At 65.7% G+C, this 26,312-nt stretch carries 20 protein-coding genes and 1 pseudogene; 9 read left to right on the top strand and 12 right to left on the bottom strand.

Annotation, left to right across the window (positions count from 1 at the left end):
- Nucleotides 1–6 precede the first annotated feature (6 nt).
- Together ABIA40_RS33045 and ABIA40_RS33040 are read right to left on the bottom strand one after the other, a co-directional pair.
- Nucleotides 7–1,377 (bottom strand): glutamate--cysteine ligase, encoded by a 1,371-nt coding sequence (locus ABIA40_RS33045; RefSeq protein ID WP_271546262.1) that lies wholly within the window; start codon nucleotides 1,375–1,377, stop codon nucleotides 7–9.
- A gap of 99 nt (nucleotides 1,378–1,476) precedes the next feature.
- Nucleotides 1,477–1,971 carry a MarR family winged helix-turn-helix transcriptional regulator gene (locus tag ABIA40_RS33040; protein ID WP_035996519.1) on the bottom strand — a complete coding sequence of 165 codons (495 nt, stop codon included), beginning with the start codon at nucleotides 1,969–1,971 and terminating at the stop codon, nucleotides 1,477–1,479.
- 608 nt (nucleotides 1,972–2,579) lie between these two features.
- On the opposite strand from ABIA40_RS33040, the gene ABIA40_RS33035 reads away from it, so the two are divergent.
- Both ABIA40_RS33035 and ABIA40_RS33030 read left to right on the top strand, forming a co-directional pair.
- Complete coding sequence (locus ABIA40_RS33035) at nucleotides 2,580–2,888, top strand: hypothetical protein (protein WP_404545452.1); 309 nt, start codon at nucleotides 2,580–2,582, stop codon at nucleotides 2,886–2,888.
- Between the two features lie 367 nt (nucleotides 2,889–3,255).
- Nucleotides 3,256–3,600 (top strand): hypothetical protein, encoded by a 345-nt coding sequence (locus ABIA40_RS33030; RefSeq protein WP_404545450.1) that lies wholly within the window; start codon nucleotides 3,256–3,258, stop codon nucleotides 3,598–3,600.
- Between the two features lie 53 nt (nucleotides 3,601–3,653).
- On the opposite strand, the gene ABIA40_RS33025 is transcribed toward ABIA40_RS33030, so the two are convergent.
- The 4 genes from ABIA40_RS33025 to ABIA40_RS33010 are packed head-to-tail and all read right to left on the bottom strand — an operon-like array spanning nucleotide 3,654 to nucleotide 9,381.
- Nucleotides 3,654–5,867, bottom strand: a complete 2,214-nt coding sequence (locus ABIA40_RS33025) for an FAD-dependent oxidoreductase (protein ID WP_225140707.1) — start codon at nucleotides 5,865–5,867, stop codon at nucleotides 3,654–3,656.
- A gap of 19 nt (nucleotides 5,868–5,886) precedes the next feature.
- The gene (locus ABIA40_RS33020; protein WP_157285676.1) at nucleotides 5,887–7,095 is read right to left on the bottom strand and encodes an acetyl-CoA C-acetyltransferase; all 1,209 of its coding nucleotides are present in this window, start codon (nucleotides 7,093–7,095) and stop codon (nucleotides 5,887–5,889) included.
- A gap of 55 nt (nucleotides 7,096–7,150) precedes the next feature.
- Nucleotides 7,151–8,941, bottom strand: coding sequence for an acyl-CoA dehydrogenase C-terminal domain-containing protein (locus ABIA40_RS33015; protein WP_404545447.1), 1,791 nt, complete (start codon nucleotides 8,939–8,941; stop codon nucleotides 7,151–7,153).
- A 53-nt stretch (nucleotides 8,942–8,994) separates the two neighbouring features.
- A complete protein-coding gene (locus ABIA40_RS33010; RefSeq protein ID WP_025033468.1) occupies nucleotides 8,995–9,381 on the bottom strand; it encodes a nuclear transport factor 2 family protein in 387 nt (128 codons plus the stop codon).
- Nucleotides 9,382–9,579: 198 nt separating this feature from the next.
- On the opposite strand from ABIA40_RS33010, the gene ABIA40_RS33005 reads away from it, so the two are divergent.
- From ABIA40_RS33005 to ABIA40_RS32995, 3 genes are all read left to right on the top strand, one after another.
- The gene (locus tag ABIA40_RS33005) at nucleotides 9,580–10,167 is read left to right on the top strand and encodes a PadR family transcriptional regulator (RefSeq protein WP_035996500.1); all 588 of its coding nucleotides are present in this window, start codon (nucleotides 9,580–9,582) and stop codon (nucleotides 10,165–10,167) included.
- 369 nt (nucleotides 10,168–10,536) lie between these two features.
- Entirely contained in the window at nucleotides 10,537–13,974 is a 3,438-nt protein-coding gene (locus ABIA40_RS33000) for a hypothetical protein (protein ID WP_404545444.1), read from the top strand.
- A 389-nt stretch (nucleotides 13,975–14,363) separates the two neighbouring features.
- A complete protein-coding gene (locus tag ABIA40_RS32995; protein WP_271546278.1) occupies nucleotides 14,364–16,007 on the top strand; it encodes a lysine--tRNA ligase in 1,644 nt (547 codons plus the stop codon).
- Nucleotides 16,008–16,016: 9 nt separating this feature from the next.
- On the opposite strand, the gene ABIA40_RS32990 is transcribed toward ABIA40_RS32995, so the two are convergent.
- On the bottom strand, nucleotides 16,017–16,673 hold the full coding sequence (locus ABIA40_RS32990) for a helix-turn-helix transcriptional regulator (protein ID WP_157285681.1): 657 nt from the start codon (nucleotides 16,671–16,673) through the stop codon (nucleotides 16,017–16,019).
- A 292-nt stretch (nucleotides 16,674–16,965) separates the two neighbouring features.
- Between ABIA40_RS32990 and ABIA40_RS32985 the strand changes: the two genes are divergently transcribed.
- Both ABIA40_RS32985 and ABIA40_RS32980 read left to right on the top strand, forming a co-directional pair.
- Nucleotides 16,966–17,310, top strand: a complete 345-nt coding sequence (locus ABIA40_RS32985; protein WP_271546282.1) for a DUF952 domain-containing protein — start codon at nucleotides 16,966–16,968, stop codon at nucleotides 17,308–17,310.
- A complete protein-coding gene (locus ABIA40_RS32980; RefSeq protein WP_035996478.1) occupies nucleotides 17,307–18,404 on the top strand; it encodes a quinone-dependent dihydroorotate dehydrogenase in 1,098 nt (365 codons plus the stop codon). The genes ABIA40_RS32985 and ABIA40_RS32980 overlap by 4 nt, the downstream gene beginning before the upstream one ends.
- Before the next feature lie 86 nt (nucleotides 18,405–18,490).
- On the opposite strand, the pseudogene ABIA40_RS32975 reads toward ABIA40_RS32980, so the two are convergent.
- The 5 genes and pseudogenes from ABIA40_RS32975 to ABIA40_RS32955 all read right to left on the bottom strand — a co-directional run bounded on the left by ABIA40_RS32975 (nucleotide 18,491) and on the right by ABIA40_RS32955 (nucleotide 23,960).
- A pseudogene (locus ABIA40_RS32975) lies at nucleotides 18,491–19,869 on the bottom strand (MATE family efflux transporter).
- Between the two features lie 3 nt (nucleotides 19,870–19,872).
- On the bottom strand, nucleotides 19,873–20,607 hold the full coding sequence (locus ABIA40_RS32970; RefSeq protein ID WP_404545441.1) for an MBL fold metallo-hydrolase: 735 nt from the start codon (nucleotides 20,605–20,607) through the stop codon (nucleotides 19,873–19,875).
- Nucleotides 20,608–20,634: 27 nt separating this feature from the next.
- Nucleotides 20,635–20,940 carry a DUF6460 domain-containing protein gene (locus ABIA40_RS32965; RefSeq protein WP_271546290.1) on the bottom strand — a complete coding sequence of 102 codons (306 nt, stop codon included), beginning with the start codon at nucleotides 20,938–20,940 and terminating at the stop codon, nucleotides 20,635–20,637.
- A 324-nt stretch (nucleotides 20,941–21,264) separates the two neighbouring features.
- Complete coding sequence (locus tag ABIA40_RS32960; RefSeq protein ID WP_404545439.1) at nucleotides 21,265–22,926, bottom strand: ATP-dependent DNA ligase; 1,662 nt, start codon at nucleotides 22,924–22,926, stop codon at nucleotides 21,265–21,267.
- Nucleotides 22,923–23,960: a ligase-associated DNA damage response exonuclease gene (locus tag ABIA40_RS32955; RefSeq protein WP_404545437.1), complete on the bottom strand. Its 1,038-nt coding sequence runs from the start codon at nucleotides 23,958–23,960 to the stop codon at nucleotides 22,923–22,925. Before ABIA40_RS32955 ends, ABIA40_RS32960 begins: the two co-directional genes overlap by 4 nt.
- Nucleotides 23,961–24,026: 66 nt before the next feature.
- On the opposite strand from ABIA40_RS32955, the gene ABIA40_RS32950 reads away from it, so the two are divergent.
- On the top strand, nucleotides 24,027–24,953 hold the full coding sequence (locus ABIA40_RS32950; RefSeq protein WP_404545436.1) for a methyltransferase domain-containing protein: 927 nt from the start codon (nucleotides 24,027–24,029) through the stop codon (nucleotides 24,951–24,953).
- Nucleotides 24,954–25,068: 115 nt separating this feature from the next.
- Nucleotides 25,069–26,298 (top strand): ABC transporter substrate-binding protein, encoded by a 1,230-nt coding sequence (locus ABIA40_RS32945; protein ID WP_404545435.1) that lies wholly within the window; start codon nucleotides 25,069–25,071, stop codon nucleotides 26,296–26,298.
- The last annotated feature ends 14 nt before the right edge of the window (nucleotides 26,299–26,312 follow it).

Here is a 26,312-nt window from a genome sequence, read left to right as displayed (position 1 = left end):
AGAGGTCTAGAACGCGTATTCCGCGTAGGCCGGTTCCACCGAACCCTGCCAGGGACCGTTGAATTTATCCAGCATCTCCTCGGCCGGCGTCCGGCCGGAATCGATGATGCGATCGAGCGGCTCGAGATGCCGGGTTTCGTCACGGCCGAGCTGGTCGATCCGGCCGCGCCGGCGAAGGCCGGCATGGGCCAGAACGAGGCATTCCTTGGCGATCTCGAACAGATAGCGGTCCTTGATCCGCGCCTTGAAGCCCATGCGCGGCACGTCGTCGCGCAGGGCCTGACGTTCATGCGCGCTCCAGTGCTTGACGATCTCCCAGGCGGCATCGAGCGAGGCATCGTCGTAGAGCAGCCCGACCCAGAACGCCGGCAGCGCCGGCAAGCGGCCCCACGGGCCGCCGTCGGAGCCGCGCATCTCGAGATAGCGCTTGAGCCGCACTTCCGGGAAGATCGTCGAGAGGTGGTTGGCCCAGTCCGACAAGGTCGGACGCTCGCCGGGAAGGTTGTTGTTGCGGCCGTCGAAGAAGGCGCGGAACGAGGAGCCCGAGACGTCGATGTACTCCTCGCCGCGCTTGACGAAATACATGGGCACGTCCAGCGCATAATCGACATAGCGCTCGAACCCCATGCCGTCCTCGAACGCCCACGGCATCATGCCCGAACGGGCATTGTCGGTGTCGCGCCAGATTTCGGACCGGAACGACAGGAAGCCGTTCGGCCTGCCCTCGGTAAACGGTGAATTGGCGAACAGCGCGGTCGCGACCGGTTGAAGCGCGAGCGAGACGCGCAGCTTCTTGACCATGTCGGCTTCGGAGGAGAAGTCGAGATTGGTCTGCACCGTGCAGGTCCGGTACATCATGTCGAGGCCGTATTGACCGACCTTCGGCATGTAATTGGTCATGATCTTGTAGCGGCCCTTGGGCATCACCGGGATATCGGCGCGCGACCAGGACGGCGTCATGCCGAGGCCGAGGAAGCCGATGCCGAGCGGGGTTGCGATCTCGCGCACCTGCGCCAAGTGCGCCATCAGCTCGCTCTGGGTCTGGTGCACGTTCTCGACCGGCGCGCCGGACAGCTCGAACTGTCCGCCGGGCTCGAGCGAGATCGCGCCGCCGCCGGTGACGTCGTAGAGGCCGATGATGTTGCCCTGCTCCATGATCGGCTCCCAGCCGAGCAGGAGCTTCATGCCTTCGAGCAGCGCGCCGATGCCGCGCGCGCCCTCGTAAGGCACCGGACGATGGCCGTCGAGCGTGAACGGCGTTTTCTCGTGCTCGGTGCCCATGCGGAACTCGGACGGGTCCTTGCAGCCGGCCTCGAACCACGCGACGAGCTCGTCGCGTGATTGCAGCGGCGTCATGTCGATCTGGTCTCGCGCCATATCAAACTCTAATCAAAAGCGCTTCGACCGAACGCGCGCGGGTGACAGGGATGGCCCGCGAACCCACCGGTTGCACGGGCGAGCGGATTTGCCGCGCGATCATCGCGACGGCATGGTTTCGTTGGCGGCCGCGGGCGGCAGTTTCATCTCGCCGCACGAGCAGCCCAGGCGATCGAGCAGATTGCTGAGCTTGACGGCGTCGGCGTCCGACAGTTTCGAACCGACATATTTCTCGATCGCGGCCGAATAGGCGCCCCACATCCGCTTCTGCAGCTCGCGGCCGGCTTCGGTGATCTCGACGAACTGGCCACGCTTGTCGATCTTGCATTCGCGCCGCGAGGCGAGGCCCTCGTCGACCAGGCGGTCGATCAGGCGCGAGGTCGAATATTGCGGGATCAGCATCTGCCGCTCGAGCTCGACCGGCCGCAGCTCGCCCGAGGGCGCCCGCGACAGTTCGAGCAGCGCGTCATACCAGGCCAGCGGTGGGAAGCCGGCCTTCTTCAAGTCCTGCTCGACGCAATCGAGCACGCGGCTCTGCACCCGCATCAGGCGGATCCAGGCCGCGGTTGCCTCGGTCGATGGTTTGCGTTTCATGGTCCCGCTCAAGCTCGTCGTCCGTCTCTTACTCCATTCGATGCACCTGCATCAATCTTGACTATTTCAAGCAGGTGCATGTAGTCGTTCTTTCGGCCGAACCAAGCGTCAGGGGAAGGAAATTCCTCGAAACCGGACGGTTTGCCCGGTGTGTGCCCGCCGTCCCCACATCGTGCTCCTGGAGGCCAGCCCGCTCTATGGCCCGGTCGAGGTCGGTAGCGGCGCCAAGAAGCCCGAAATAGTGAGGATTATCTGAAGCTGACCCCCCCTTGGGGCCAGGTCCCTGCGCTGGGCCTCGACAGCAAATGAGATCGTGACGGAAGGCCAAGTGATTGTCCAGATGATCGCCGATCAGGCCTGGTCCACCGTTCGCGAAGCACGACCGGAAGGACGGCGAAGAGCCGGACCGATGATTCGGCTCTTTCCTTGCCACATTCGCTAGTCCGAAGATTTGCGATGCGCTGACACCGATTTTACGAGCATTGTCCGGGTTAACAATAACTCCGTGTTGTGCGCTCCGGGGACGTCACCATCCTTGTGAGAGCAATGCTCTTGGCTCAGCTTCAGCGCGAGGACAGGACGCTAGCCGTCGGACCGGAAGAACTATCGTGACGACCGTACTCCTCCTCCTGCTCGCGAGTGCAATAACCGGCTTGGCGACGGGGCTATTCTTCCGAGTCTGGACTCTATTGCTGGTCTCGCCGGCGACTGCGATCCTTGCCGCGACGGTGCTTCAGACTTCAGGCTTTGGATTCTGGACGGGCGTTCCAATCGTCGTCGTCTGCCTGTTTGCCGGCCAGGTGGCCTATTTGGCCGCGACGTTCTACGTGCACAGAGGTGAGCTTTCAGTGCAGGACGAGATCGACGGCGAACCAGGCAAGCACGGCCAGCGCAACATCAAAGACGAGGACGAGTAGGACCAGACCGACCCATGAAGGAATTTTTCTGCGCCGCCGCAGGAGCCTGCGGCGCGGCCACGGCCGCCCCAGCAGCAACAACGGGACGTATCGTACCGCAACGCCGGCTGCGCGGTCTTGAGACACCGTGGGGATCATTGCGGGACACCTTCAATGTCGATGGGCCATCCGGTGGATCATCAGCAAGAGCGGTGCCAGGGTGGAGCGAGCGTGGCCGGGGATGGGTGCCCGTGTGAGACGAAAGCACATCAACCGATATGGCAAGACGCGACGCAGATCGGCCAAGTCGATGATCCAGCCCTTCCATTTGTGAACCATCTGATCAGCGGCGACGTCGAAGGAGCATCTCCAGGAGACAATTGCCTCCATGAACATGATCGTCCTCATGACCGCCGCGGGCGCGCCGCTCGCGATGCTCGGGCTCTCGACGCCGGTCGCGCCGGAACGCAATTGCATCTTCATGATCCATCCGCAGATCACCTCGGCCGTGTTCGAGAGCAAGGAAGGCAAGATCGTCTTTCCGGACCGGCCGACCGAATATCCCTGTCACTACGCCAGGACGAAGGGCGGCACGGAGATCGCTTTCACCAACCAGAATGGTTGGCGCTTCAAGGTGCGCATCGGCCGCGGCGACGAAGGCAGCTGGAAGGCCCGTCTCGACGACGATGTAGTCGGAGGGCGCGCCTTCTCGCCGTTCGGCGACGGGAAATGAAAAGGCCGGATCGATGATCCGGCCTTTTGTTTCTGCGTAGACCGACGCTTCCGTCAGGCCGCCGCCTTCTTCGGCGCGAAACGGCCGTAGAAGGTCTCGCCCTTCGCGGCCATCTCTTCCAAGAGCTTCGGCGGGGTGAAGCGCGAGCCGTATTTCGCCTCCAGCTTGTGGCAGAGTTCGACGAACTTCTTCGTGCCCATGAAGTCGATATAGGACAGCGTGCCGCCGGTGAACGGCGCGAAGCCGAAGCCGAGTATCGAGCCGACATCGGCCTCGCGCGGATCAGTGATGACGTGGTCCTCAACGGTGCGCGCAGCTTCCACCGCCTGCACCACCAGGAACCGCTGCTTCAGCTCCTCGATATCGAGCGTGTCGGGGTCGAGTTGCTTCGGCTGCAGCGCGGAGAGACCCGGCCACAGGCTCTTCTGGCCCTTGCCCTTCTCGGGATAGTCGTAGAAGCCCTTGCTGTTCTTGCGGCCGAGGCGGCCCTGCTTCTCGACCATCTCCACCATCAGCTTCTTCTGCTCGGGATTGATCGCGTTGGGGCCGAGATCGGCTTCGGTCGCCTTCATGATCTTCAGACCGAGATCGAGCGCGACCTCGTCCGAGAGCGAGAGCGGGCCGACCGGCATGCCGGCCATCTTGGCGCAGTTCTCGATCATCGCGGGCGGCACACCCTCCAGGAACATCTCGTTGCCTTCGGCGACGTAGCGGCCGACGCAGCGATTGGCGAAGAAGCCTCTGGAGTCGTTGACCACGATCGGCGTCTTGCCGATCTGGCGGACGTAGTCGAGCGCGGTCGCGAGCGCGACGTCGCCGGTGTTCTTGCCGAGGATGATCTCGACCAGCATCATCTTCTCGACCGGCGAGAAGAAGTGAATGCCGATGAACTTGCCCTGATCCTTAAAACTCTCCGCCAGCGAGGTGATCGGCAGCGTCGACGTGTTGGAGGCGAAGATCACATCCGGCTTCAGATATTGCTGCGCCTTGGCAAAAGTCTCCGCCTTGACCTTGCGGTCCTCGAACACGGCCTCGATGACGAGGTCGACGTCCTTCAGCGCGGCGTAGTCTGCGGTCGGCGTGATGCGCGCGAGCAGCGCTTCGGCGTCCGCAGGCTTGGCGCGGCCCTTCTTGATCTGCTCCTCGATCACCTTCTGCGCATGCGCCTTGCCCTTGTCGGCGCTTTCTTGGTCGCGATCGATCAGGACGACGTCGAGGCCGGCGCGGGCCGAGACATAGCCGACGCTGGCGCCCATGAAGCCGGCGCCGATCACGGCGATCTTCTTCACCTTGGTTGCGGGCACGTCCTTCGGACGGCGCGCGCCCTTGTTGAGCTCCTGCATCGACAGGAACAAGCTGCGGATCATCGCGGCCGCTTCCTTCGAGCGCAGCACCGAGGTGAAGTAGCGCGACTCCACGCGCAGCGCGGCATCGATCGGCAGCTGCAGGCCCTCATAGACGCAGCTCATGATCGCGCGCGCGGCCGGATAATTGTCGTAGGTCTCGCGGCGATAGATCGCGTTGCCGGCCGGGAACATCATCATGCCGGCCTTAGAGAAGACCGGGCCGCCAGGCAGCTTGAAGCCCTTCTCGTCCCACGGCGCGACGGCCTTGCCGCCGCCCTTGATCCAGTCCTTGGCCGCCTTGATGAGATCGGCGGCGGGCACGATGGCGTGAATGAGGTTCAGCGCCTTGGCCTTGTCGACCGTGACAGGGTCGCCCTTGAGCAGGATCGTCATGGCGTCCTGCGGCGGCACCAGGCGCGGCACGCGTTGCGTGCCGCCGGCGCCGGGGAACAGGCCGACCTTGACCTCGGGCAGGCCGAGGCGCGTCTTGGGGTTCTCCGCCGCGACACGATAATGGCAGCACAGCGTGATCTCGAAGCCGCCGCCGAGCGCGAGCCCGTTGATCGCCGCCGCCCACGGCTTGCCAGAGGTTTCGATTCCGCGCAGCACCTGCGAGAAGCGGCGGCTCTGATCGAACAGCATCTGGTTCGCCGCGGTCTCGCCCTGCTCCTTGAAAACCTTCGCATAGGCCTGGTTCATGCCTTCGAGCATGGACAGGTCCGCGCCGGCGCAGAACGCTTCCTTGGCCGAGGTAATGACGACGCCCTTCACCGCGGCGTCGGCCGTGGTCGCCTTGACGATCGCCTCGAGTTCGTTGGTCGAGGTCTCGTCGAGGACGTTCATGGAACGGCCCGGGATGTCCCAGGTGACGAGCGCGATGCCGTCGGAATCGGTCTCAACCTTGAAGTTCTTGTACGACATGTTGGTTGCTCCTCAACCCTTAGACGCGCTCGATGATGGTCGCGGTGCCCATGCCGCCGCCGATGCACAGCGTGACGAGGGCGGTCGACTTGTTGGTGCGCTCGAGCTCGTCGAGCACGGTGCCGAGGATCATCGCGCCGGTCGCCCCGAGCGGGTGGCCGAGCGCGATCGCGCCGCCATTGACGTTGATCTTGGCATTGTCGATGTCGAAGGCCTGGATGTAGCGCAGCACGACCGAGGCGAAAGCCTCGTTGAGCTCGAACAGGTCGATGTCCGACTTCTTCATGCCGGAGCGTGCGAACAGCTTCTCGGTGACGTCGACCGGACCGGTCAGCATCATCGCCGGCTCCGAGCCGATGTTGGCGAATGCGCGGATCTTGGCACGCGGCTTCAGGCCGTACTTGCTGCCCGCCTCCTTGCTGCCGAGCAGCACGGCGCCGGCGCCATCGACGATGCCCGAGGAATTGCCGGCATGGTGCACGTAATTGACGCGCTCGATCTCCGGGTGCGACTGGATCGCGACGCCGTCGAAGCCGCCCATCTGCGCCATCATCGTGAACGACGGCTGCAGCTGCGCCAGCGACTGCATCGTGGTCGAGGGACGCATGTGCTCGTCCTTGGCGAGGATGGTGAGGCCGTTGATATCCTTCACCGGCACCACGGATTTGTTGAAGCGGCCTTCGTCCCAGGCCTTGCCGGCGCGCTGCTGGCTCTGCACGGCGTAGGCGTCGACGTCGTCGCGCGAGAAGCCGTACTTGGTGGCGATCAGGTCGGCCGACACGCCCTGCGGCATGAAATAGGCCGGCACCGCCATCGAAGGATCCATCGGCCAGGCGCCGCCGGAGGCGCCGATGCCGACGCGGCTCATCGACTCGGCGCCGCCGCCGATCACGAGCTCATGCTGGCCACTCATGATCTGCGCCGCGGCGAAGTTCACGGCATCGAGGCCGGAGGCGCAGAAGCGGCTGATCTGCACACCGGGCACGGCTTCGCCGAGACCGGCCTTCAGCGCCGCGAAGCGCGCGATGTCGGAGCCGGCTTCGCCGACTGGGTCGACCACGCCGAGCACGACGTCATCGACCGAATCCTCAGGCAAATTGTTGCGGTCCTTCAGCGCCTTCAGCGGCACGGTCGCAAGCGCGAGCGCGGTGACTTCGTGCAGCGCGCCGTCCGGCTTGCCGCGGCCGCGCGGGGTGCGAACGTGGTCGTAGATGAATGCCTCAGGCATGACGCCCTCCTGATGTGATGTTCGTTACGATTGGGAGCAGGCAGCGGAAGCAGGCTCAGAACGCGTCCGCCGGCAGTTCCATGATGGTGGCGCAACCGGCCTGGATGCGCGCGAGATTGGCGGCGGTCTCCGGCAGCATCCGCTCCATGAAGAAGCGGCCGGTGACGAGTTTTGTGGAGAGATAGGGCGTCTGCCCGCTCTCGGCAATCTTGGCTAGCGTCACCTTGGCCATCCGCGCCCACATGTAGCCGAGCGCGACGAAGCCGAAGAGATGCAGGTAATCGGTTGCGGCGGCCCCCGCATTGTCAGGCTTCGCCATCGCGTTCTGCATCAGCCAGGTCGTCGCCTGCTGCAGATGGCCGAGCGAGGTCGAGAGCGGCGTGATGAAGGGCTTCAGCGTCTCGTCGCCGCCGTTCTCCTTGGCGAACGCCATGACCTCGCCGAAGAAGGCCATGATGGCGCGGCCGCCGTCGCGCGGCAGCTTGCGGCCGACGAGGTCGAGCGCCTGGATGCCGTTGGCGCCTTCATAGATCATGGCGATGCGCGCATCGCGCACGAACTGCTCCATGCCCTGCTCGGCGATGTAGCCATGGCCGCCATACATCTGCTGCGCCTGCACCGCGTTGGCGAAGCCATAGTCAGTGAGGAAGCCCTTCAGCACCGGGGTCATCAGGCCCATGTGGTCGTCGGCGGCCTGGCGGTCCTTGGGGTCTTCGGAGCGATGGGCGACGTCGCTCTTCAGCGCGGTCCACATCACGAAGGCGCGCGCGGCCTCGTTGAATGCGCGGATCGAGAGCAGCGTGCGGCGCACGTCGGGATGCACGATGATCGGGTCGGCCTGCTTGTCCGGCGCCTTGGCGCCGGTGAGCGCGCGGCCCTGGATGCGCTCGCGGGCATAGGCGACCGCGTTCTGATAGGCGACCTCGGACTGCGCGAGGCCCTGCACGGCGACGCCGAGCCGGGCCTCGTTCATCATCACGAACATGCCCTGCATGCCCTTGTTCTCTTCGCCGATCAGCCAGCCGGTGGCGTTGTCGTAGTTCATCACGCAGGTCGAATTGCCGTGGATGCCCATCTTGTGCTCGATCGAGCCGCAGACGACGCCGTTGCGCGCGCCCACCGAACCGTCGGCGTTGACGAGGAACTTCGGCACCACGAACAGCGACACGCCCTTGATGCCGGCCGGCGCGCCCTCGATGCGGGCGAGCACGAGATGGATGATGTTGTCGGCGAGATCGTGCTCACCGGCCGAGATGAAGATCTTGGTGCCCGTGATCTTGAAGCTGCCGTCCGCCTGCCGCACTGCCTTGGTGCGGAGCATGCCGAGATCGGTGCCGCAATGCGGCTCGGTGAGGTTCATGGTGCCGGTCCATTCGCCGGCCACCATCTTCGGCACGTAGGTCTTCTTCTGCTCCGGCGAGCCGTGCACCAAGAGCGCCGCGGTCGCGCCCATGGTGAGGCCGCCATACATCGAGAACGCCATGTTGGCGGAGATCTGGAATTCGTTGACGGCTTGCGAGAGCGTCACCGGCAGGCCCTGCCCGCCATATTCAGTCGGCGCCGACAGGCCGAGCCAGCCGCCCTCGGCGACCTGCTTGAAGGCCTCCTTGAAGCCCGTCGGCGTGGTGACGCTGCCGTCGTCCGCGCGCTTGCAGCCTTCGAGATCGCCGACGCGGTTGAGCGGCTGCAGCACCTCTTCGGCGAGCTTGGCGGCTTCGCCGAGGATGGCCTCGCGCACGTCGCTGGACGCATCGGAGAAGCCGGCGAGATTGTCGTAGCGATCGATCTGGAAGACGTCGTTGAGCAGGAAGTTCACGTCTTCGACGGGGGCTTTATAGATCGGCATGGTGGTCTCCCGGCGTGTCCTTGAAGTATTGGGGCTTGAAGGGGATGTTGGGCTTATGATTGGGCGGCGGCAAGCTGCTCCGCCATGAGGCGGTGCAGCATGTTGATCGCCTTGAGCGGACGCACCATCACCTTGAAGTGGGTGATGCGTCCTTCGCTATCGAAGCTGATGATGTCGACGCCGTTGATCTCGATGCCGTCGATGACATTCTTGAATTCGAGCACCGCGCCTTTATCGCTGCGCCACTCGCCGACATAGGTGAAGCCGGGGCCGCCGAGCACCTTCTCGGCGCTGGAGAGGTATTTGAAGGTGATGTCGCGGCCGGCTTGCGGCGTGTGCACGACCGGGCTTTCGAACACGGCGTCGGGATGCAGGAGGTCCCAGAGCGCGGCGCGGTCGTGGGACTTCATGTAGGCGTACCAGGAATCGAGGCCGGTCATTCTCGGATGCCTCCCTCAAGGCTAGGGCAAAAGTTGCGAAAACAGCCCCATGCACAGTAGCGAGGAGATTGATTTCACTTGATTATTCCAGTCGGGCCTGTGGCCCGCCTGCACGCTGCCTCATATGCACATTGACGCATATGCGCCGATGCGCATAAAGTCAAGCAACTTGGTCAAACCTAAAGAAGGGGGCCGGTCATGGCACTGGGCGACGCAATCCTCGCATGCCTGACGGAACGCCCGATGACGGGCTACGAGCTCGCCAAGACGTTCGATTCCTCGATCGGCTTCTTCTGGAAAGCCGACCATCAGCAGATCTACCGCGAGCTCTCCAAGCTGCGGGACCGCGGCTACATCCAGGGCCGCGAGGTCGTGCAGTCGGGCAAGCCCAATAAACTGATCTATACGCTGACTCCCGAGGGCCGAACAGCACTGCGGCACTGGGCCGCGCGGCCAAGCACGCCGCCCTCGATCAAGGACGACCTCCTGGTGCGGCTGCACGCGCTCGACAGCATCGACATCGAGCCCATGCGCACCGACCTGATGGCCCGCCTGGAGCACCACCGCGACCGCCACGCCAATTACGAGCGGATCCTGAAGAAGCGCTTTCCCGACGGCACGGCGGAGGGACGGCTCGACCTCGGCAATCTGCTGCTGCTCCAGCTCGGCGCCCGCCACGAGCAGATGGTGGCCGACTTCTGCGAGGAGGCGCTGGAGGCGCTATCGGCGATGAGCGGCAAGGCGACAGTGGTGCCGCTGGAGGATGGCAAGCGCGAGAAGGGCTGAGGGCGCCGACGTTACGCGAGCCCTTTCCGCCTCCTCGCTGTCATCGCCCGCGAAGGCGGGCGATCCAGTATTCCAGAGACGGCGCGGCTAGAGCCGAGGAGCCGCAGCGTACTGGATGCCCCGCCTTCGCGGGGCATGACACCGGTTTGTTTCGGGACCGGATGAGCGACACAACACCGCCCCCCGGTTCCCGCCGCCCAACTTTAAGACAGCCACGCCGCATTCCTTAACTCGTTATTTACCGTAACAGGAAAAAGTCGGTTTTCGAGGCAGACGACCCGCGCCAAATTCGATTGTCTTTGCAACCGGCACGCGTGGGGAAGCTGGAGGCGCCGGGGTGGGGTGCCGAAGTCGGAACCGGACAGAGTCATGAATTCGCGCGTATCGTGGAGTGTCGACGGCATCGATCCATCCGTCCGGGAGCGGGCCGAGGCTGCTGCGCGCCGTGCCGGCATGTCGCTCAACGACTGGCTGAACTCCACGCTCGGCGAAACTGCCCCGCCCAACTTCCGCGGACCTTACGATCAGCGTCCGCAGCACGTGCCGAGCCAAGGACCGAGCCAGGAGAGCCGCGAAGTCGCCGACATCCACCGGCGGCTCGACGCGATCGCCCAGCAGATCGAGCGGATCTCAAAACCCGCGCCGCGCCAAGACTCCTCAAGACAAGACGCCTCAAGACAAGACTCCTCAAGACCAGACGTCTCGCGCGAGCAGGGCGTCGCGCGCCAGCTCAACGATGCGATCTCGCGGCTCGACGCGCGCCTGTCGCAGATCTCCCGTCCACAGCGGCAAGCGCCGCAACCGCAGGCCCCTCGCCCCACCCCGGCCGAGACGCGCCAGCGCCAGGCCGACGCCGTCGAGCGCGCCGCCGCGCAAGTCTATCGCGGCTCACCACCCCTGAGCCCGGCTTCGTTCGACGTCGCGGTCGCCGAGATCACCGCGCGCCAGAGTGAGCTCGACGGCTTTGCGCCGCGGCAGATGCCGCCGCGTGCCGCGCCGCCGCTTGCGCCAACGGCTCCATACGCGCCGCCGATGGCGCCGCCCGCGCCTGCCTACGCGCCACCGCAGCCGGGGCCGGATTTTTCCTCGCTCGAGCGCCATCTGCTCAAGATCACGAGCCAGATCGAATCGCTGCAGCGGCCTGACAATACCGAGCAGGCCATCAACGCCTTCCGCAGCGAGCTGGCCGAAATCCGCGCCGCCATCACCGAGGCGATGCCGCGGCGCGCGATCGAATCGATCGAGAACGAGATCCGCTCGCTGCACCGTCGTATCGACGAGACCCGCTCCAACGGCACTGACGGGCAGGTTCTTGCCGGCATCGAGCGCGCACTGTCCGACATCAAGCAGGTGTTGCGCACGCTGACGCCGGCCGAGCAGCTCACCGGCTACGACGAGGCGATCCGCAATCTCGGCGCCAAGCTCGACCTGATCCTGCGCGCCAATGACGATCCCTCGACCGTGCAGCAGCTCGAAGGCGCGATCTCCGCGCTGCGCGCCATCGTCTCCAACGTCGCCTCCAACGAGGCGCTGGCGCGGCTGTCCGAAGACGTGCAGCTGCTGTCGTCCAAGGTCGACCAGATCACCCGCGCCTCCGGCCACGGCGACAGCTTTGCGGCGCTGGAGCAGCGCATCGCGGCGCTCACGGCGGCGCTGGAAACGCGCGAGCGGCCGCAGCCGTCGGAGAGCACCGAGCATCTGGAAGCTGCGATCCGCGCGCTGTCGGACCGCTTCGACCGCATGCAGGTCGGCAACGATTCGGCCTCGACCTTCGCCCATCTCGAGCAGCGTGTTTCCTATCTCCTGGAGCGGATCGAGGCCGCCGCCGATCCGCGTAACGGCAATTTGAGCCGCGTCGAGGACGGGCTGCACGACATCCTCAGGCACCTGGAACGGCAGCAGGCGACCTATGCGGCCCTCGCCGAGAGCCGCAACGCCGCGCCGCCGCCCGATTCCGGCATGGTCGATCTCGTCAAGCGCGAGCTCTCCGACATCCGCTTCAGTCAGGCCGAGACCAACCGGCACACCCAGGACTCGCTCGAGGCCGTCCACAGCGCGCTCGGTCACGTCGTCGATCGCCTCTCGATGATCGAGGGCGATCTGCGCGCGGTGCGCACCGCGCCGCCTTCCCCCGCCCCACAGCCGATGTCGATGCCGATGGCGGCGGCGATGGAGCCGGCGCCGATGGCACGCGAGCCGCGGCCGCAACCGCCAGCACAGCCGCCGAAATACGATCCGAAGCCCGAGCTGCCCAATCCAGCTGCCGCGCAGGCGCCCCCGGCTGCCTTCGTCGCCGCACCGCGCGAGTTCCACGCCGCCACCCCCACCGCGCCGCCGCCCGTGCCGGCGGCTCCGCCGGTTCCGCCGCGCGCGATCAGTGAGATCCTGGAGCCGCACACGGCGCGCGCTGCACTCGCGCCGGAACTGCCGCCGGATCACCCGCTCGAGCCGGGCACACGGCCGGGCGGGCGCGTCGCCACGCCGTCGGAACGCATCGCCGCCTCCGAAAGCGCGATCAGCGGAATTGCCGCCGCGCCGAAGGAGTCGGTGTCGTCGTCGAGCTTCATCGCGGCCGCGCGCCGCGCGGCGCAAGCTGCCGCCGCACAGCCGCCCGAGAAGCCGGCCCGCGGCGCCAAGGGCGCGATCGCCCGCGCCAAGGAGAAGGGCCAGGAAGGCGGCTCGACCATCACCTCCAAGATCCGCTCGCTGCTGGTGGGCGCGAGCGTGGTCGTGATCGTGCTTGGCACCTTCAAGATGGCGATGAACCTGCTCGAAGGCGGCAGCACGTCACCGACGCCGCAGGCGATGCAAAACATCCCGAGCGAGCCGGCACCGCAGCCGGCGCCGCCGCCGGTCGAGACCAAGCCAGCCGCGCCCGAGCAGATCACCCCGTCGATGACGTCGCCGACACCGATCGGACGACAGTCGCAGAACAATGCCGCACCGGCGCCCATTCCCGGGTCCGGCGGCTCGGCTTCGGTCGAAATCCCGCAAGCGCCTGCCGCGGCGGTGCCGCCGGCCTCCAGCGACGTCACCGGCGCGCTGTCGGGCACCAGCCGCGCCAGGCTCGGCGTCGTACAGGTGCCGCCGAGCGAGAAGCTGCCTGACGGCATCGGCGGCCCGGTCTTGCGCAGCGCCGCGATGAAGGGCGATGCGACGGCGGCCTACGAGATCGGCGTGCGCTTTGCCGAAGGCAAGGGCGTCGCCACGAATTACGACGAAGCGGCGAAGTGGTACGACCGCGCCGCGCAGGCCGGGGTCGTCCCCGCAATCTTCCGCCTCGGCACGCTCTACGAAAAGGGCCTAGGGGTGAAGAAGGACGCCGACATCGCGCGCCGCTACTACACCCAGGCCGCCGAGCGCGGCAACGCCAAGGCGATGCACAATCTCGCCGTGCTCGATGCCGACGGCGGCGGTCGCGGCGCCAATTACAAGAGCGCGGCGCAGTGGTTCCGGAAAGCGGCCGATCGCGGCGTCGCCGACAGCCAGTTCAACCTCGGCATCCTCTATGCCCGCGGCATCGGCGTCGAGCAGAACCTCGCCGAATCCTACAAATGGTTCAACCTGGCAGCTGCCCAGGGCGATGCGGATGCCGCCGGCAAGCGCGACGACGTCGCCAAGCGCCTCGACCCGCAATCGCTCGCGGCCGCCAAGCTTGCGATCCAGACCTTCAACGCCGAGCCGCAGCCCGACGATGCCGTCAACGTGGCGGCCCCGAACGGCGGCTGGGACAGCGCACCGCAGGCCAGCGCGAAGCCGGCCCCGAAGCAAGTGGCGACCAAGCGCTCGGCCTCAGCAGCGCATTGAGCCGCATCGCATTCAATCCACCTGCCGGCCGATGCGATGCATCGTCCCGCGCGGCTGGGCTCTCGCATATGGATTCCACGAGGACTGTCTGCGGGCTTGCTTCGCCTCTCCCGCTTGCGGGAGAGGCCGACGCGCTCGCAGAGCGCGGCGGGTGAGGGCTCTCGCCACGCAGGGACATCTTCAGTTGATCCCAATAGTCCCAGCGCGGAGACACCCTCTCCCCAACCCTCCCCCGCAAGCGGGGGAGGGAGCCCACTGCCGATGCCGCTGCATTCTGCGCACGCTATCCGATAGCCCTCAACCGCAACCGGGAGACGGCTGGGGGTATTAGCTCGCAGCTTTTGCATTCTGCCGGGAAATCGCTATTTTCCGCGGCCCGGAGGCCCCTGATGTCCGTTATTGATCTAGCCGCAAACCCGAGCGAGTTGCGTGCGCTCGCCGAACAATCCAACGCCTGGCCGTTCGAGCAGGCGAAGGCCATTGTCGCGCGGCTGAAAAAAAGCCCGAAGGACGAGGTGCTTTTCGAGACCGGCTATGGTCCGTCCGGCCTGCCGCATATCGGCACGTTCGGCGAGGTGGCGCGCACCTCGATGGTGCGCCACGCCTTCCGCGTGCTCACCGAGGACAAGGTCAAGACGCGCCTGTTGGCATTCTCCGACGACATGGACGGCTTCCGGAAGGTGCCCGACAACGTTCCGAACAAGGAGATGCTGGCCGCTCATATCGGCAAGCCGCTGACGCGGGTGCCGGATCCGTTTTCGAACGAATATCCGTCGTTCGGCGCGCACAATAACGCGCGCTTGCGCGCGTTTCTGGATCATTTCGGCTTCGACTACGAGTTCGCGAGCTCGACCGACTATTACACGTCGGGCCGGTTCGATGCGACGCTGCTGAAGATGCTCGCCGCCTACGATGAGATCATGGCGATCATCCTGCCGACGCTGGGCCCGGATCGCCGCGCGACCTATTCGCCGTTCCTGCCCATTAGCAAGACCACGGGCGTCGTGCTGCAGGTGCCGATGATCCGCCGCGACGTCGCGGCCGGCACGGTGACCTATGTCGATCCCGACACCAACCAGGAAGTTGAAACGCCCGTCACCGGCGGCAACGTCAAGTGCCAGTGGAAGGCCGACTGGGCGATGCGCTGGGTCGCGCTCGGCGTCGACTACGAGATGGCCGGCAAGGACCTGATCGATTCCGTGAAGCTGTCCGGCGCGATCGCCAGAGCGCTCGGCAGCACGCCGCCCGAAGGTTTCAACTACGAGCTCTTCCTCGACGAGAAGGGCCAGAAGATCTCGAAGTCAAAGGGCAACGGCCTGACCATCGACGAATGGCTGCGCTACGCCTCGCCGGAATCGCTGTCGCTGTTCATGTATCGCGAGCCGAAGGCGGCCAAGCGGCTGTATTTCGACGTCATCCCGCGTAACGTCGACGACTACCAGCAATTCCTCGACGGCTTTCCGAAGCAGGACGGCAAGCAGCAGCTCGGCAATCCGGTCTGGCACATCCACAACGGCAAGCCGCCGACGGGCGACATGCCCGTCACCTTCCAGCTGCTCCTGACGCTGGTGTCGTCGTCGAACGCGGAGAACGCCGAGACGCTCTGGGGCTTCATCGGCCGCTACCGCCCTGGCGTGAGCCCGCAGACGCATCCGAAGCTGGATGCGATGGTCGGTTACGCCATCAACTATTATCGCGACTTCGTCGCGCCGACGAAGCAGTTCCGCGTACCCACGGACAGCGAGCGCGCCGCGCTGCAGGATTTGCGCGATGCGCTGTCGCAGCTGGCGCAGGATGCCTCGGCCGAGGACATCCAGAACGTCGTCTACGAGATCGGCCGCCGCGAGCCGTTCCTCGATCAGGTCAAGAAGGGCAAGGACGGCCGCCCCGGCGTGACGCTGGACTGGTTCAACATGCTCTACCAGGTGCTGCTCGGCCAGGAGAAGGGCCCGCGCTTCGGCTCCTTCGTCGCGGTCTACGGCGTGCAGAACGCGGTCAACATGATCGACGGCGCACTGGCAAGGAGTGCGTGAGCGGCGCCATCACTGGCTCGCCCAGAGGATCCGCGCAACCCAGGCGACATCGCTCGCCGCCACCGTTCGCGCCGCCTGTGACGCATCGAGGGGCGCCAAGTCCAGGGTCTTTGCCGTGCGGCGCTTCAGGGTCGCAATCGTGATCTCGTCCGTCTTGATCTTGACCACCACGCGATCACCCTTGCGGATCGGCGCCGCAGGCGAGACCAGGATGATGTCACCGTCGCGATAGGCAGGCAGTAGCGCAGCGCCGGAAATCTCCAGCGCAAAGACTTGACCGTCCTCTCCGATCGGAAGCGCGATCTCGGTCCAGCCCCTGCCGGTTGGAAGACCCGCCTCATCAAAGGCGCCGCTCATTCCGGCCTGTGCAAAGCCGAGCAGCGGCACCGAGCCGCGGCCGCTTCCACCGTCGTCATCAATCAGCTTCGCAAAGCTGTCGATCGAGGCGTCGGCCGCCGCCAGCGCTTTTGCGATCGATTCGGTCGAGGGCCAGCGCTCGCGGCCGTCCGCGGTGACCCGCTTGGACCTGTTGAACGTCGTGGGGTCGAGCCCGGCACGCTTGGCAAGGCCGGACGGCGACAATCCGGCGCGCGCCGCCAGCCGGTCCAGCGCGGCCCAGATCTGGTCGTGAGTCAGCATCCTCTGCGCTTTGGCCTGTCTGACCATGGAAGGTCCAGCCCGTCGCAACTCAGGAAAACTGTCCTCAAATCAACCGGTTTTCCGTTTTTCGCGCAAGAGGCGACCGAGGCGGCGTTCGCAAACGAAACGGGTAGCCGTTCGCGTCAGGAAAGCGCGCAAAACGGGAATCTGGAGCCCCGTGCCGATTTCATCGGCGCGGAAAAGGCACTAAGCCTTGAGTTCGGAAGGGGCGGCCTTTACGGTCGCGCCCGAGTTTCGAGGACCCGCGAAAAGCGAAAAAACCCAAGAGACTCAAAGAACAAACAAGGCTGCGGTAGCGGTGGTCAAGATCTACAAAATCTGTCCGGCCTCGGCCTGGCGCGAGGCGGAACGGCAGGGTGTCTACCGGGGCAGCGCAGATGACGCGCGCGACGGGTTCATCCATTTCTCGACCGCGGCCCAGGTTCCCGAGACCCTGCGCAAGCACTATTTCGGGCAGCGCGCGCTGTTCCTGGTCGAGGTCGACGGCGACGCGCTCGGCAGCGAGCTGCGCTGGGAACGCTCGCGCAATGACGAGCTCTTCCCGCATCTCTATGGCGAGCTCGATCTCGGCGCGGTGATCGCGGTGATAAACCTCAACACGCGCTCCGACGGCGGTCACGATGTTCCGGAGCTGTTGCCGTGATCCGCGCGTTCGACGCCTTTTCGCTGCCGGTGCTGCGCTGGCTCGATCCCGAGGACGCGCATCGCCTCGCGATCCAGGGCCTGCGCTTCCTGCCGCCGGTCAAGCCGCGTGCCGATGATCCCAAGCTCGCGGTGCGCGCCTTCGGGCTGAACTTTCCCAATCCGATCGGCATGGCCGCGGGCTTCGACAAGAGCGCCGAGGTGCCGGACGCGCTGCTGCGGCTCGGCTTCGGTTTCGTCGAGATCGGCTCCGTGACGCCGAAGCCGCAAGCCGGCAATCCGCGGCCGCGGCTCTTCCGTCTCGAGCGCGACGAGGCGATCATCAACCGCATGGGCTTCAACAACGACGGCGCGGAGGCGGCTCTGCGCCGGCTTGCCGCGCGGGCGCAGCACGGCGGCATCGTCGGCGTCAATGTCGGCGCCAACAAGGATTCGCCGGACCGCGTCGGCGACTACGTCAAGCTGATCGAGACCTTCGCGCCGGTGGCGAGCTATTTCACCGTCAACGTCTCCTCGCCGAACACGCCGGGCCTGCGCAACCTTCAGGAAGGCGCGCTGCTCGACGATCTGCTCGCGCGCGTGATCGAGGCCCGCGAGCGTGTCAGGCAGAAGGCCGGCGACACGCCGGTGCTGCTCAAGATCGCGCCGGATTTGAGCCTCGCCCAGCTCGACGACGTCGTGCAGGTCGCGCGCTCGCGCCGGGTCGACGGCATGATCGTGTCGAACACCACGGTCGCGCGGCCGAGCACGTTGCGTGAAGAGACGCGGGCGAAGGAGCAAGGCGGCCTGTCCGGCCGGCCGCTGTTCCGTCTGTCGACGCGCATGGTCGCGGAAACCTATGTGCGCGTCGAGGGCGCATTCCCGCTGATCGGCGTCGGCGGCGTGGATTCGGGCGGCGCCGCGCTGACCAAGATCCGCGCCGGCGCCAGTTTGATCCAGCTCTATTCGTCGCTGGTCTACAAGGGCCTCGGCCTTGTCGACGAGATCAAGCGCGACCTGACGTCGACATTGCTGCGGACGGGGCGGGATTCGCTGTCGGAGATCGTCGGCGCCGACGCGGCGACGCTGACGGCGGAAGACTGGCCGGGGATGTAGCTCTTCGCCTCTCCCCGCCTGCGGGGAGAGGCCGGAATTTGCGAAAGCAAATTCCGGGTGAGGGGGACTCTCCGCGAATCCAGCTCTCACCGTCCTTGAGGAGACTCCCCCTCATCCCAACCTTCTCCCCGCAAGCGGGGAGAAGGAGAAGAAAACGTCGCCCGGTACAGCGCCGGATACCTCGCGCCCTGTAAGCCGCCGCGCGCGACGTAGAACGCGATCAGCGCACTCCACAGGCCGGCATTGCCGAACGATTGCAGCGCCAGCCAGGCGGCGAAGAAGATCGCGAGCGAGAGCAGCATCAGATTGCGCATCTCCCGCGCCCAGGTCGCCCCGACATAGATGCCGTCGAAACCGAAGGCGAACACGCCGGGGACCGGCGCCAGCACGATGAAGGGCAGGAACTCGCGCGCGGCGCGGCGGACGTCCTCGCTCGCCGTCATGACGTTGATGATGTCAGGGCCGAACGCTGCGAACAGCACGGCGACGACGATTGCGAAGCCGAGCCCCCAGAGCAGCACCAGCCTGGTCGAATCCGCAAATCCCTTGGCTCGCGTCCGCCAAAGGCGCGGCCGCAGAGCTGCTGGGCCGCGTTGGCAAGGCCGTCGAGGAAGAAGGCGCTGACCAGGAGGAAATTGTTGAGCACGGAGTTCGCCGCCAGCGTGACGTCGCCGGCCCGCGCGCCCTTGGCGGTGAAGAACAGGAACACGGCGATCAGCGCCGCAGTGCGGATCAGGATGTCGGTGTTGACAGCCAAGAGCCGCATCAGCTTGTCGCGATCGAACAGCATCGCGCGAGGCACGGCAAAACCGCCGACCGCATGGCGCCTGCACACGATCACGCCGAGCATGAAGCCGATCGTCTCGGACAGAAGCGCGGCGATCGCCGCGCCGGCAATGCCGGTGTCGTAGACCAGCACCAGCAGGATCGTCGCGACCATGTTGACGAGGTTGATGACAACCTGAAGCACAAGGGCCGGATTGGCGCGGGCCTGCCCCACCAGCCAGCCGAGGATGACGTAATTGGCGAAGGCGAAAGGCGAGGACCAGATCCGGATCATGAAATAGGTCTTTGCGGCCTGCGTCACGCCCTCGCTGCCGCCCATCAGGTCAAACAGTGCGCCTGCCAGCGGCAGCTGCAGCACGATCAGCGCCGCGCCGATCAGGCCGGCGACGATGAAGCCGCGCACCAGGATCACGGTCTGCTCCCGCGTCTCGCCCGCGCCGAGCGCCTGCGCGGTGAAGGCGAGGGTGCTCATGCGCAGGAAGCCGAACAGCCAGAACAGGCAGTCGAAGATGACGGAGGCCATCGCGACGCCGCCGAGCAGCGCGGCATCGTCGAGCCGTCCGATCGCGGTGGTCGAGACCACGCCGATCAGCGGCGTCGTGAGGTTCGCGATCATCGCAGGACCTGCGATGGCGAAGACCTGCCGGCTACCGACGCGGTGATGGACGGGCGCGTGCATGTTTCAGAACACGAGCACCATGCCGTCTTCGGCGGCGAGGTGCTCGACCTCGCCCAGGCGCGAGAGCATGTCGTCGCTCATATGGGTGAGGACGAGCCGCTTGGCGCCGATGTCGGGCAGATGCTGTTCCAAGGTCTTCAGGCTGAGGTGATTCTTGACCACCTTCTCGTACATATAGGCTTCGGCGATGAAAAGGTCCGCGCCATGCGCCAGCGGAATGAGCGTCTCCGTCCATTCGGTATCGGCGGTGTAGGCGAGCGTGCGGCCCTCGGCCGCGACGCGATAGGCTAGGAACGGTCCGCCCGATTCGCCGTGCACGACCGGATAGGGCGTCACATTCACCGCGGCGAAGTCTCGGCTTTGTCCGGGCGCGAGCTCGACCACGTTCAGCTCGAAGTGCGGCTTGGTGTTCGAGGAATGCTCGAACAGCGCCTCCATCACCTCGCGCAGCCGCCTCTCGATGCCTTGCGGGCCCGCGATCGTCAGCGGCCGCATTCGCCGCGAGAATTGCGCGTCGAGCAGAAAGAACGGCAGGCCGGCAAAATGGTCGCCATGGAAATGCGTGATCAGGATCAGCTCGATGTCGCCCCGATCGATCTCGAGCCGCTTCAGCGCCGGCAAAGCCGACGCACCGCAATCGATCAGGAAGTTCGCTTTGCGCCCCGAGACGTGGAAGCAGGTGTTGAGCCTGCCGCCGGAACCGAAGGCATCACCGCAGCCGACGAACCGCAATTGCATCGGCTGCGCACTCCCTCAATCCGATCCTTACCTGCCGCGTGGCGCGCCGAACACGCGCGACAGCAGCCAGATCGGAATCACGATAACCGCACCGAGCAGGAAGTAGCGCCACAGCCAGTTCACCGCGTCGAAGCCGAGGTCCCACAGCCGCTGGAACAGGAGGCGGATGCTGTGGATGATGTTCCAGGGGTCGAAGCCGATCGTCGCCAGCACGACGCCGACCAGGATCGAGAGCAGCGCCAGGCGGAACGCGACCGCCAGCGGCGAGCCGCCGAGAAAGCGGTGCAGGCCGTCGCTGCGGCCGGCCGGCAAATCTCTGACGTCTTGGACCATCGCAAACTCCTGAAGCGGATTCGAACCCATTATAGGGCACGGCGGGGGACATGGGGAACCCGCAAGGGGCCGTCAATCGGATTACGGGAGTTTAATTCGGACGGTCGGTCACCTCTCCCGCGCGACGCTATTGAGAGTGTTTGCCTGCGGCCATCCTTCGAGACGCCCGCTTCGCGGGCTCCTCAGGATGAGGACGGAGTGCGCGGCAGCAGCTATAACGTGCACCGACGCCGATTAGCCTCATCCTGAGGAGACCGCGAAGCGGTCGTCTCGAAGGACGAGGCGCGCGCTCAGGCGCCGCCAAAATTCGGCTCAGCGCGCGCCTCACACCTCGATCTCCGCCGCCTCTTCCTTCAGCATCTTCTCCAGCGTCCCCAGCCGGTCGGCCTCGCGCGGCGGCTTGTCCCAGCGCAGGCGGCTGATGCGGGGGAAACGCATGGCCACGCCGGATTTGTGCCGGGGCGAGCGCTGCAATCCCTCGAAGGCGACCTCCAGCACCAGCCCCTTGTCCGCTTCATGCACGACATGACGCACGGGGCCGAATTTTTCCGTGGTGTTGCGGCGGACGAAGCGGTCGATCTGCAAGAGCTCCTCGTCGGTGAAGCCGAAATAGGCTTTTCCGACCGGCACCAGCTCCTCGCCGTTCTCGGTCTCGGTCCAGACGCCGAAGGTGTAGTCGGAGTAGTAGGACGAACGCTTGCCGTGGCCGCGCTGCGCATACATCAGCACGGCGTCGATGATGTGCGGGTCGCGCTTCCACTTCCACCATTGCCCCTTCGGCCGCCCCGGCAAATAAGGCGCATCGCGCCGCTTCAGCATGACGCCTTCGACGGCGTCCGCGTCCTCGCCGGCGCCGGCGCTCGCGGGATCCGCGCGTGCGGCGGTGAGTGCTTCCCAGCTATCGAAGGGCACGGTGGGCGAGAGATCGATGCGGGGATCGTCGAGCTTTGCGATGAATCGCTCCAGCCGCTCGCGCCGCTCGGCAAAAGGCAGCTCGCGCAGATCGTTCTCGTCGTCGCCGAGCAGATCGTAGGCGCGCAGGTGAATCGGAAACTCCTTGATCAGCTTCGGCGAGACGACCTTGCGGTTGAGGCGCTGCTGCAACACGTTGAAGCTCTGCACCCGGCCCTCGCGCAGGATCAAGAGCTCGCCGTCGATCGCGCCCGGCAGGCGCAGCGACGGCACGAGATCCGGAAAGCTTCCGGTGATGTCCTCGCCCGTGCGCGAATAGAGCCGCGCGGTGATATGGCCGCGCTCGTCGCGCCCGGCCACCGCCTGCACCCGGATGCCGTCCCATTTCCATTCGGCGATGTAATCGGCTGCATCGAGCGCGGCGAAATCGTTTCCCTCGATCGCATGCGCCAGCATCACCGGGCGGAACGGCGCGGGATCGCGGTTGACGGGCTTGTCGCCGCGGCCCTCCAGCCAGGCGAACAGGTCGAGATAGGGCGGGACGAGCCCCGGCCAGATCAGCTCGATCTCGTGCGGGTCCTTGTCGCCGAGCGCGGCGGCCGCAGTCTTGGCAAGGCGCGCGGAGATGCCGATGCGCAAGCTCCCGGTGACGAGCTTCAGCAGCGCCCAGCGGCCGGTCTCGTCGAGCTCGTCGAGCCAGCGCTCGAGCTGCTTGGGCAACTCGGTCTTGCCGAGCGTGCGCAGCGTGGTGACGACTTCGGTGAGGCTCGGTGGCGGCGGGTTGTTGTGGGCGGCGAGCGCGGCCTTCGGCCACATCAGCGCCACCGTCTCGGAGAGATCGCCGACATAATCGTAGCTCAGCCCGAACAGCACCTCATCGGTGCGTGCCGCGATGAGATCGCGGATCAGCGCCGGCTTGGCGTGCTTGAAGCTGAGTGCGTCGGTCAGCGCCGCGAGCGCAAAGCCGCGGTCGGGGTCGCCGACCTCGCGAAAATAACCGGTGATCAGCCGCAGCTTGTTATTGCGGCCGGGCTCATAGGCGATGCGGTCGAGCAGTTCGGCGAAGCGGTTCATGCTTCGGTCTCGCCTGGAATCGGCGTCTCGCTCTCCTCCTCGTCGCCATAGCCGACGAGATCGAGCGGCTGCGCCTTCAGGCCTTTGCTCCGGCACCAATGCACCAGCGCATCTTCCTGGCCGTGGGTGACCCAGATCTCGCCGGCGCCGGTCGCCGCGATAGTCGCGGTGAGGCCGTCCCAATCGGCGTGGTCGGAGATCACCAGCGGCAGCTCGACGCCGCGCTGCCGCGCGCGGGCGCGCACGCGCATCCAGCCCGAGGCGAAGGCGGTGACCGGATCGGGAAAGCGTCGTGTCCAGAGATCGGAGGTGGCCGAGGGCGGCGCCAGCGTGATGGTGCCGGCGAGTGCCGCCTTCTTCATGCCCTTTACCGGTTTGAGCTCGCCGAGGTCGATCCCGCGGCTCTGATAATAATGCGTGATCGTCTCCATCGCGCCATGCAGGTAGATCGGCGCATCATAGCCGGCCTGACGCAGCAGCTTGATCACGCGCTGCGCCTTTCCGAGCGAATAGGCGCCGACGAGATGCGCGCGCTCCGGAAACAGCGCGACGGAAGCCAGCAGCTTCTTGACCTCGTCGCTCGCATCGCCATGCCTGAAGACCGGCAGGCCGAACGTCGCCTCGGTGATGAAGACATCGCATGGCACCAGCTCGAACGGCGTGCAGGTCGGGTCCGGCGCGTCCTTGTAGTCGCCGGAGGCGACGATGCAGGTGTCCTTGCACGAGACGGCGACCTGCGCCGATCCCAGCACGTGGCCGGCCGGGTGAAACTTGACCTTGACGTCGCCGAGCCGGATTTCCTCGCCATAGCGGATCGCCTGAGTCGAGCCGGCGAAATTCTCGCCGTAACGCAGCCGCATCATGTCCAGCGTTTCCTGCGTCGCCAGCACCGCGCCATGGCCGGCACGGGCATGGTCGGAATGGCCGTGGGTGATCACGGCCCGCTCCACGGGGCGGACGGGGTCGATATGGAAGCCGCCGGGCTTGCAGCACAGGCCGGCAGCATTTGGCAGCAGGATGTCTTGCGGACGCATGCCTGTTATATAAGTCGAACCATTACATCTTCGAGTCACTTACCCATTTCGTTTCCTGGTTCCTCAATGCCGCTCCGCCTGTTCCTGACCTCCGGCGATCTCATGGCCGACCGCCGTTTCGAGTTCGCGCGCGATCTCCAGCTCAAGGGCGACCTGCCGGCGGCTGCGGACCTCCTGGAGCAGGCGATCGAGCTCGCGCCCGACTTCACCTCGGCCTGGTTCACGCTCGGCGAGATCCGTCAGCAGCTCGGCGAGCGCGACAAGGCCATCGCGGCCTTTCGTGAAGCGCGGCGATGCGACCCCGGGGATCAGCACGGCGCCGGCCTGCACCTGATGCGGCTCGGCGATACCGAAATGACGGAGATGCCCAAGGCCTACGTGCAGGCGCTGTTCGATCAATACGCGCCGCGCTTCGAGCACGCCCTGATCAACGATCTCGGCTATCGCGCGCCTGCGCTGATCTTCAAGGCGGTGCTGGCGGCGCGCGTCGCCGCCAAGAAGCCCGCCTACTTCAAGCGCACCATCGACCTCGGTTGCGGCACCGGGCTCGCGGCAGCTGCCTTCGCCAAGCAGGTCGACCATTTCACCGGCATCGATTTGTCGCCCGGTATGATCAAGGAGGCGCGGGCGACGAACCTCTATGCCGAGCTCGAAGTCGCCGACATGATCGAGGGCCTGCGCGGCAAGCCAGATGCCAGCGCGAACCTCGTCGTGGCCGCGGATGCGTTCGTCTATCTCTCCGATCTCGCACCGGTGCTGAGCGAAGTAAGGCGCGTGCTCGTCTCAGGCGGCGTGCTCGCCTTCACGCTGGAGACGCATGCGGGCGACGGCATCGTGCTCGGCGACGGCCTGCGTTATGCCCATTCCGCGGAATATGTGCGCGGCGCCATCGCGAAGGCGGGGTTGAAGCTGCTGACGCTGGACCCGGCCTCGCCGCGCAACGAGAACAATGAGCCGGTGCGTGGCCTCGTCGTCGTTGCCGAGAAAACTTGAGTCTAGGCGCTAACGCCTGCCGATTTGAGCGTCATTGCGTCGCAAAGCTGCGACTTCCCACTTGCGAGCCGAGCTGCGATGTCAGCACAATGCGCGCATCAGGGAGAAAACAACAATGACCAAGAATCCATCGCGGCGCGATTTCAGCGCCGGCGCGCTCGCCACCATCGCCGCATCGACATTGCCCGCGCCCTACGTCTGGGCCGCGGAGAAGAAATACGATGCGGGCGCCAGCGACACCGAGATCAAGATCGGTCAGACCGTGCCGCATTCCGGCCCCGGCTCGCTGTACGGCGTGCTCGGCCGCGTCGGCGAAGCCTATTTCCAGATGCTGAACGAGAAGGGCGGCATCAACGGGCGCAAGGTCAAGTTCCTCACCATGGACGACGCCTACAGCGCGCCGAAATGCGTCGAGGCCACGCGCCGCCTGGTCGAGCAGGAAGAAGTGCTCGCATTGTACGGCTCGCTCGGCACCGCGCCGCAGACCGCCGTGCACAAATACCTGAACTCCAAGGGCGTGCCGCAGCTGTTGCTCAACACCGGCGCGTCGAAGTGGAATAATCCGAAAGAGTTCAAGTGGACGATGGCGGGCCTGCCGCTCTATCCGACCGAGGCGCGCATCCTCGCGCGCCACGTCGTCAGCGTGAAGCCGAACGCGAAGATCGGCATCCTCTACCAGAACGACGACTTCGGCCGCGACTTCCTCGGTCCCTTCAAGAAGGTGCTGACTGACGCCGGCGGCACCGCGCAAGTGATCATGGAGCAGACCTATGATCTCACCGAGCCGACCGTCGATTCCCAGCTCATCAATCTCTCCAAGTCCGGAGCCGACGTCTTCTACAACATCTCGACCGGCAAGGCCTCGTCGCAGTCGATCCGGAAAGTGGCCGAGCTCGGCTGGAAGCCTCTGCACCTCCTGTCCGCCGGCTCCACCGGTCGTTCGATCCTCAATGCCGCGGGCCTCGATAACGCTACCGGCATCGTCGCGATCCGCTACAACAAGGAGGTCGGCCTGCCGAAATGGGAGAAGGACCCGGACGTGATGGCGTTCGAGGAGCTGCGCAAGAAGTACACGCCGGCGATCGACCCCGACAACACCATCGCTTTCGCCGGCTACGGGCAGGCCGCCACCATGGCCGAGATCCTGCGCCGCTGCGGCAATGAGCTGACCCGCGCCAACGTGCTGAAGCAGGCATCGAACCTCCAAGGTTTCCACTCGCCCTATTTCCTCGACGGCGTCACCTACAGCTACACGCCCGAGGACTACACGCCGATGAAGACGCTGTTCATCTCCACCTTCACCGGGAAAGACTGGGACATCTCCGACAAGCCGATGTCGGAGTAGGCGCGGCGAATGCG

Source organism: Bradyrhizobium sp. USDA 223, assembly GCF_044909005.1.
Taxonomy (GTDB): domain Bacteria; phylum Pseudomonadota; class Alphaproteobacteria; order Rhizobiales; family Xanthobacteraceae; genus Bradyrhizobium; species Bradyrhizobium yuanmingense.
Note: the sequence above shows the minus strand (reverse complement) of the source record. Positions and strands in the feature narration are given on the sequence as shown.

Excerpts from the sequence above, each read along its gene's own strand:
- ABIA40_RS32995 (WP_271546278.1), top strand. The coding sequence starts at position 14,364 with ATGTCCGTTATTGATCTAGCCGCAAACCCGAGCGAGTTGCGTGCGCTC.
- ABIA40_RS33040 (WP_035996519.1), bottom strand. The coding sequence starts at position 1,971 with ATGAAACGCAAACCATCGACCGAGGCAACCGCGGCCTGGATCCGCCTG.
- ABIA40_RS32970 (WP_404545441.1), bottom strand. The coding sequence starts at position 20,607 with ATGCAATTGCGGTTCGTCGGCTGCGGTGATGCCTTCGGTTCCGGCGGC.
- ABIA40_RS33010 (WP_025033468.1), bottom strand. The coding sequence starts at position 9,381 with ATGACCGGCCTCGATTCCTGGTACGCCTACATGAAGTCCCACGACCGC.
- ABIA40_RS33020 (WP_157285676.1), bottom strand. The coding sequence starts at position 7,095 with ATGCCTGAGGCATTCATCTACGACCACGTTCGCACCCCGCGCGGCCGC.
- ABIA40_RS32955 (WP_404545437.1), bottom strand. The coding sequence starts at position 23,960 with ATGCGTCCGCAAGACATCCTGCTGCCAAATGCTGCCGGCCTGTGCTGC.
- ABIA40_RS33025 (WP_225140707.1), bottom strand. The coding sequence starts at position 5,867 with ATGTCGTACAAGAACTTCAAGGTTGAGACCGATTCCGACGGCATCGCG.
- ABIA40_RS32990 (WP_157285681.1), bottom strand. The coding sequence starts at position 16,673 with ATGGTCAGACAGGCCAAAGCGCAGAGGATGCTGACTCACGACCAGATC.
- ABIA40_RS32950 (WP_404545436.1), top strand. The coding sequence starts at position 24,027 with ATGCCGCTCCGCCTGTTCCTGACCTCCGGCGATCTCATGGCCGACCGC.
- ABIA40_RS33000 (WP_404545444.1), top strand. The coding sequence starts at position 10,537 with ATGAATTCGCGCGTATCGTGGAGTGTCGACGGCATCGATCCATCCGTC.
- ABIA40_RS33015 (WP_404545447.1), bottom strand. The coding sequence starts at position 8,941 with ATGCCGATCTATAAAGCCCCCGTCGAAGACGTGAACTTCCTGCTCAAC.
- ABIA40_RS32965 (WP_271546290.1), bottom strand. The coding sequence starts at position 20,940 with ATGGTCCAAGACGTCAGAGATTTGCCGGCCGGCCGCAGCGACGGCCTG.
- ABIA40_RS32945 (WP_404545435.1), top strand. The coding sequence starts at position 25,069 with ATGACCAAGAATCCATCGCGGCGCGATTTCAGCGCCGGCGCGCTCGCC.
- ABIA40_RS33045 (WP_271546262.1), bottom strand. The coding sequence starts at position 1,377 with ATGGCGCGAGACCAGATCGACATGACGCCGCTGCAATCACGCGACGAG.
- ABIA40_RS32960 (WP_404545439.1), bottom strand. The coding sequence starts at position 22,926 with ATGAACCGCTTCGCCGAACTGCTCGACCGCATCGCCTATGAGCCCGGC.
- ABIA40_RS33005 (WP_035996500.1), top strand. The coding sequence starts at position 9,580 with ATGGCACTGGGCGACGCAATCCTCGCATGCCTGACGGAACGCCCGATG.
- ABIA40_RS33030 (WP_404545450.1), top strand. The coding sequence starts at position 3,256 with ATGAACATGATCGTCCTCATGACCGCCGCGGGCGCGCCGCTCGCGATG.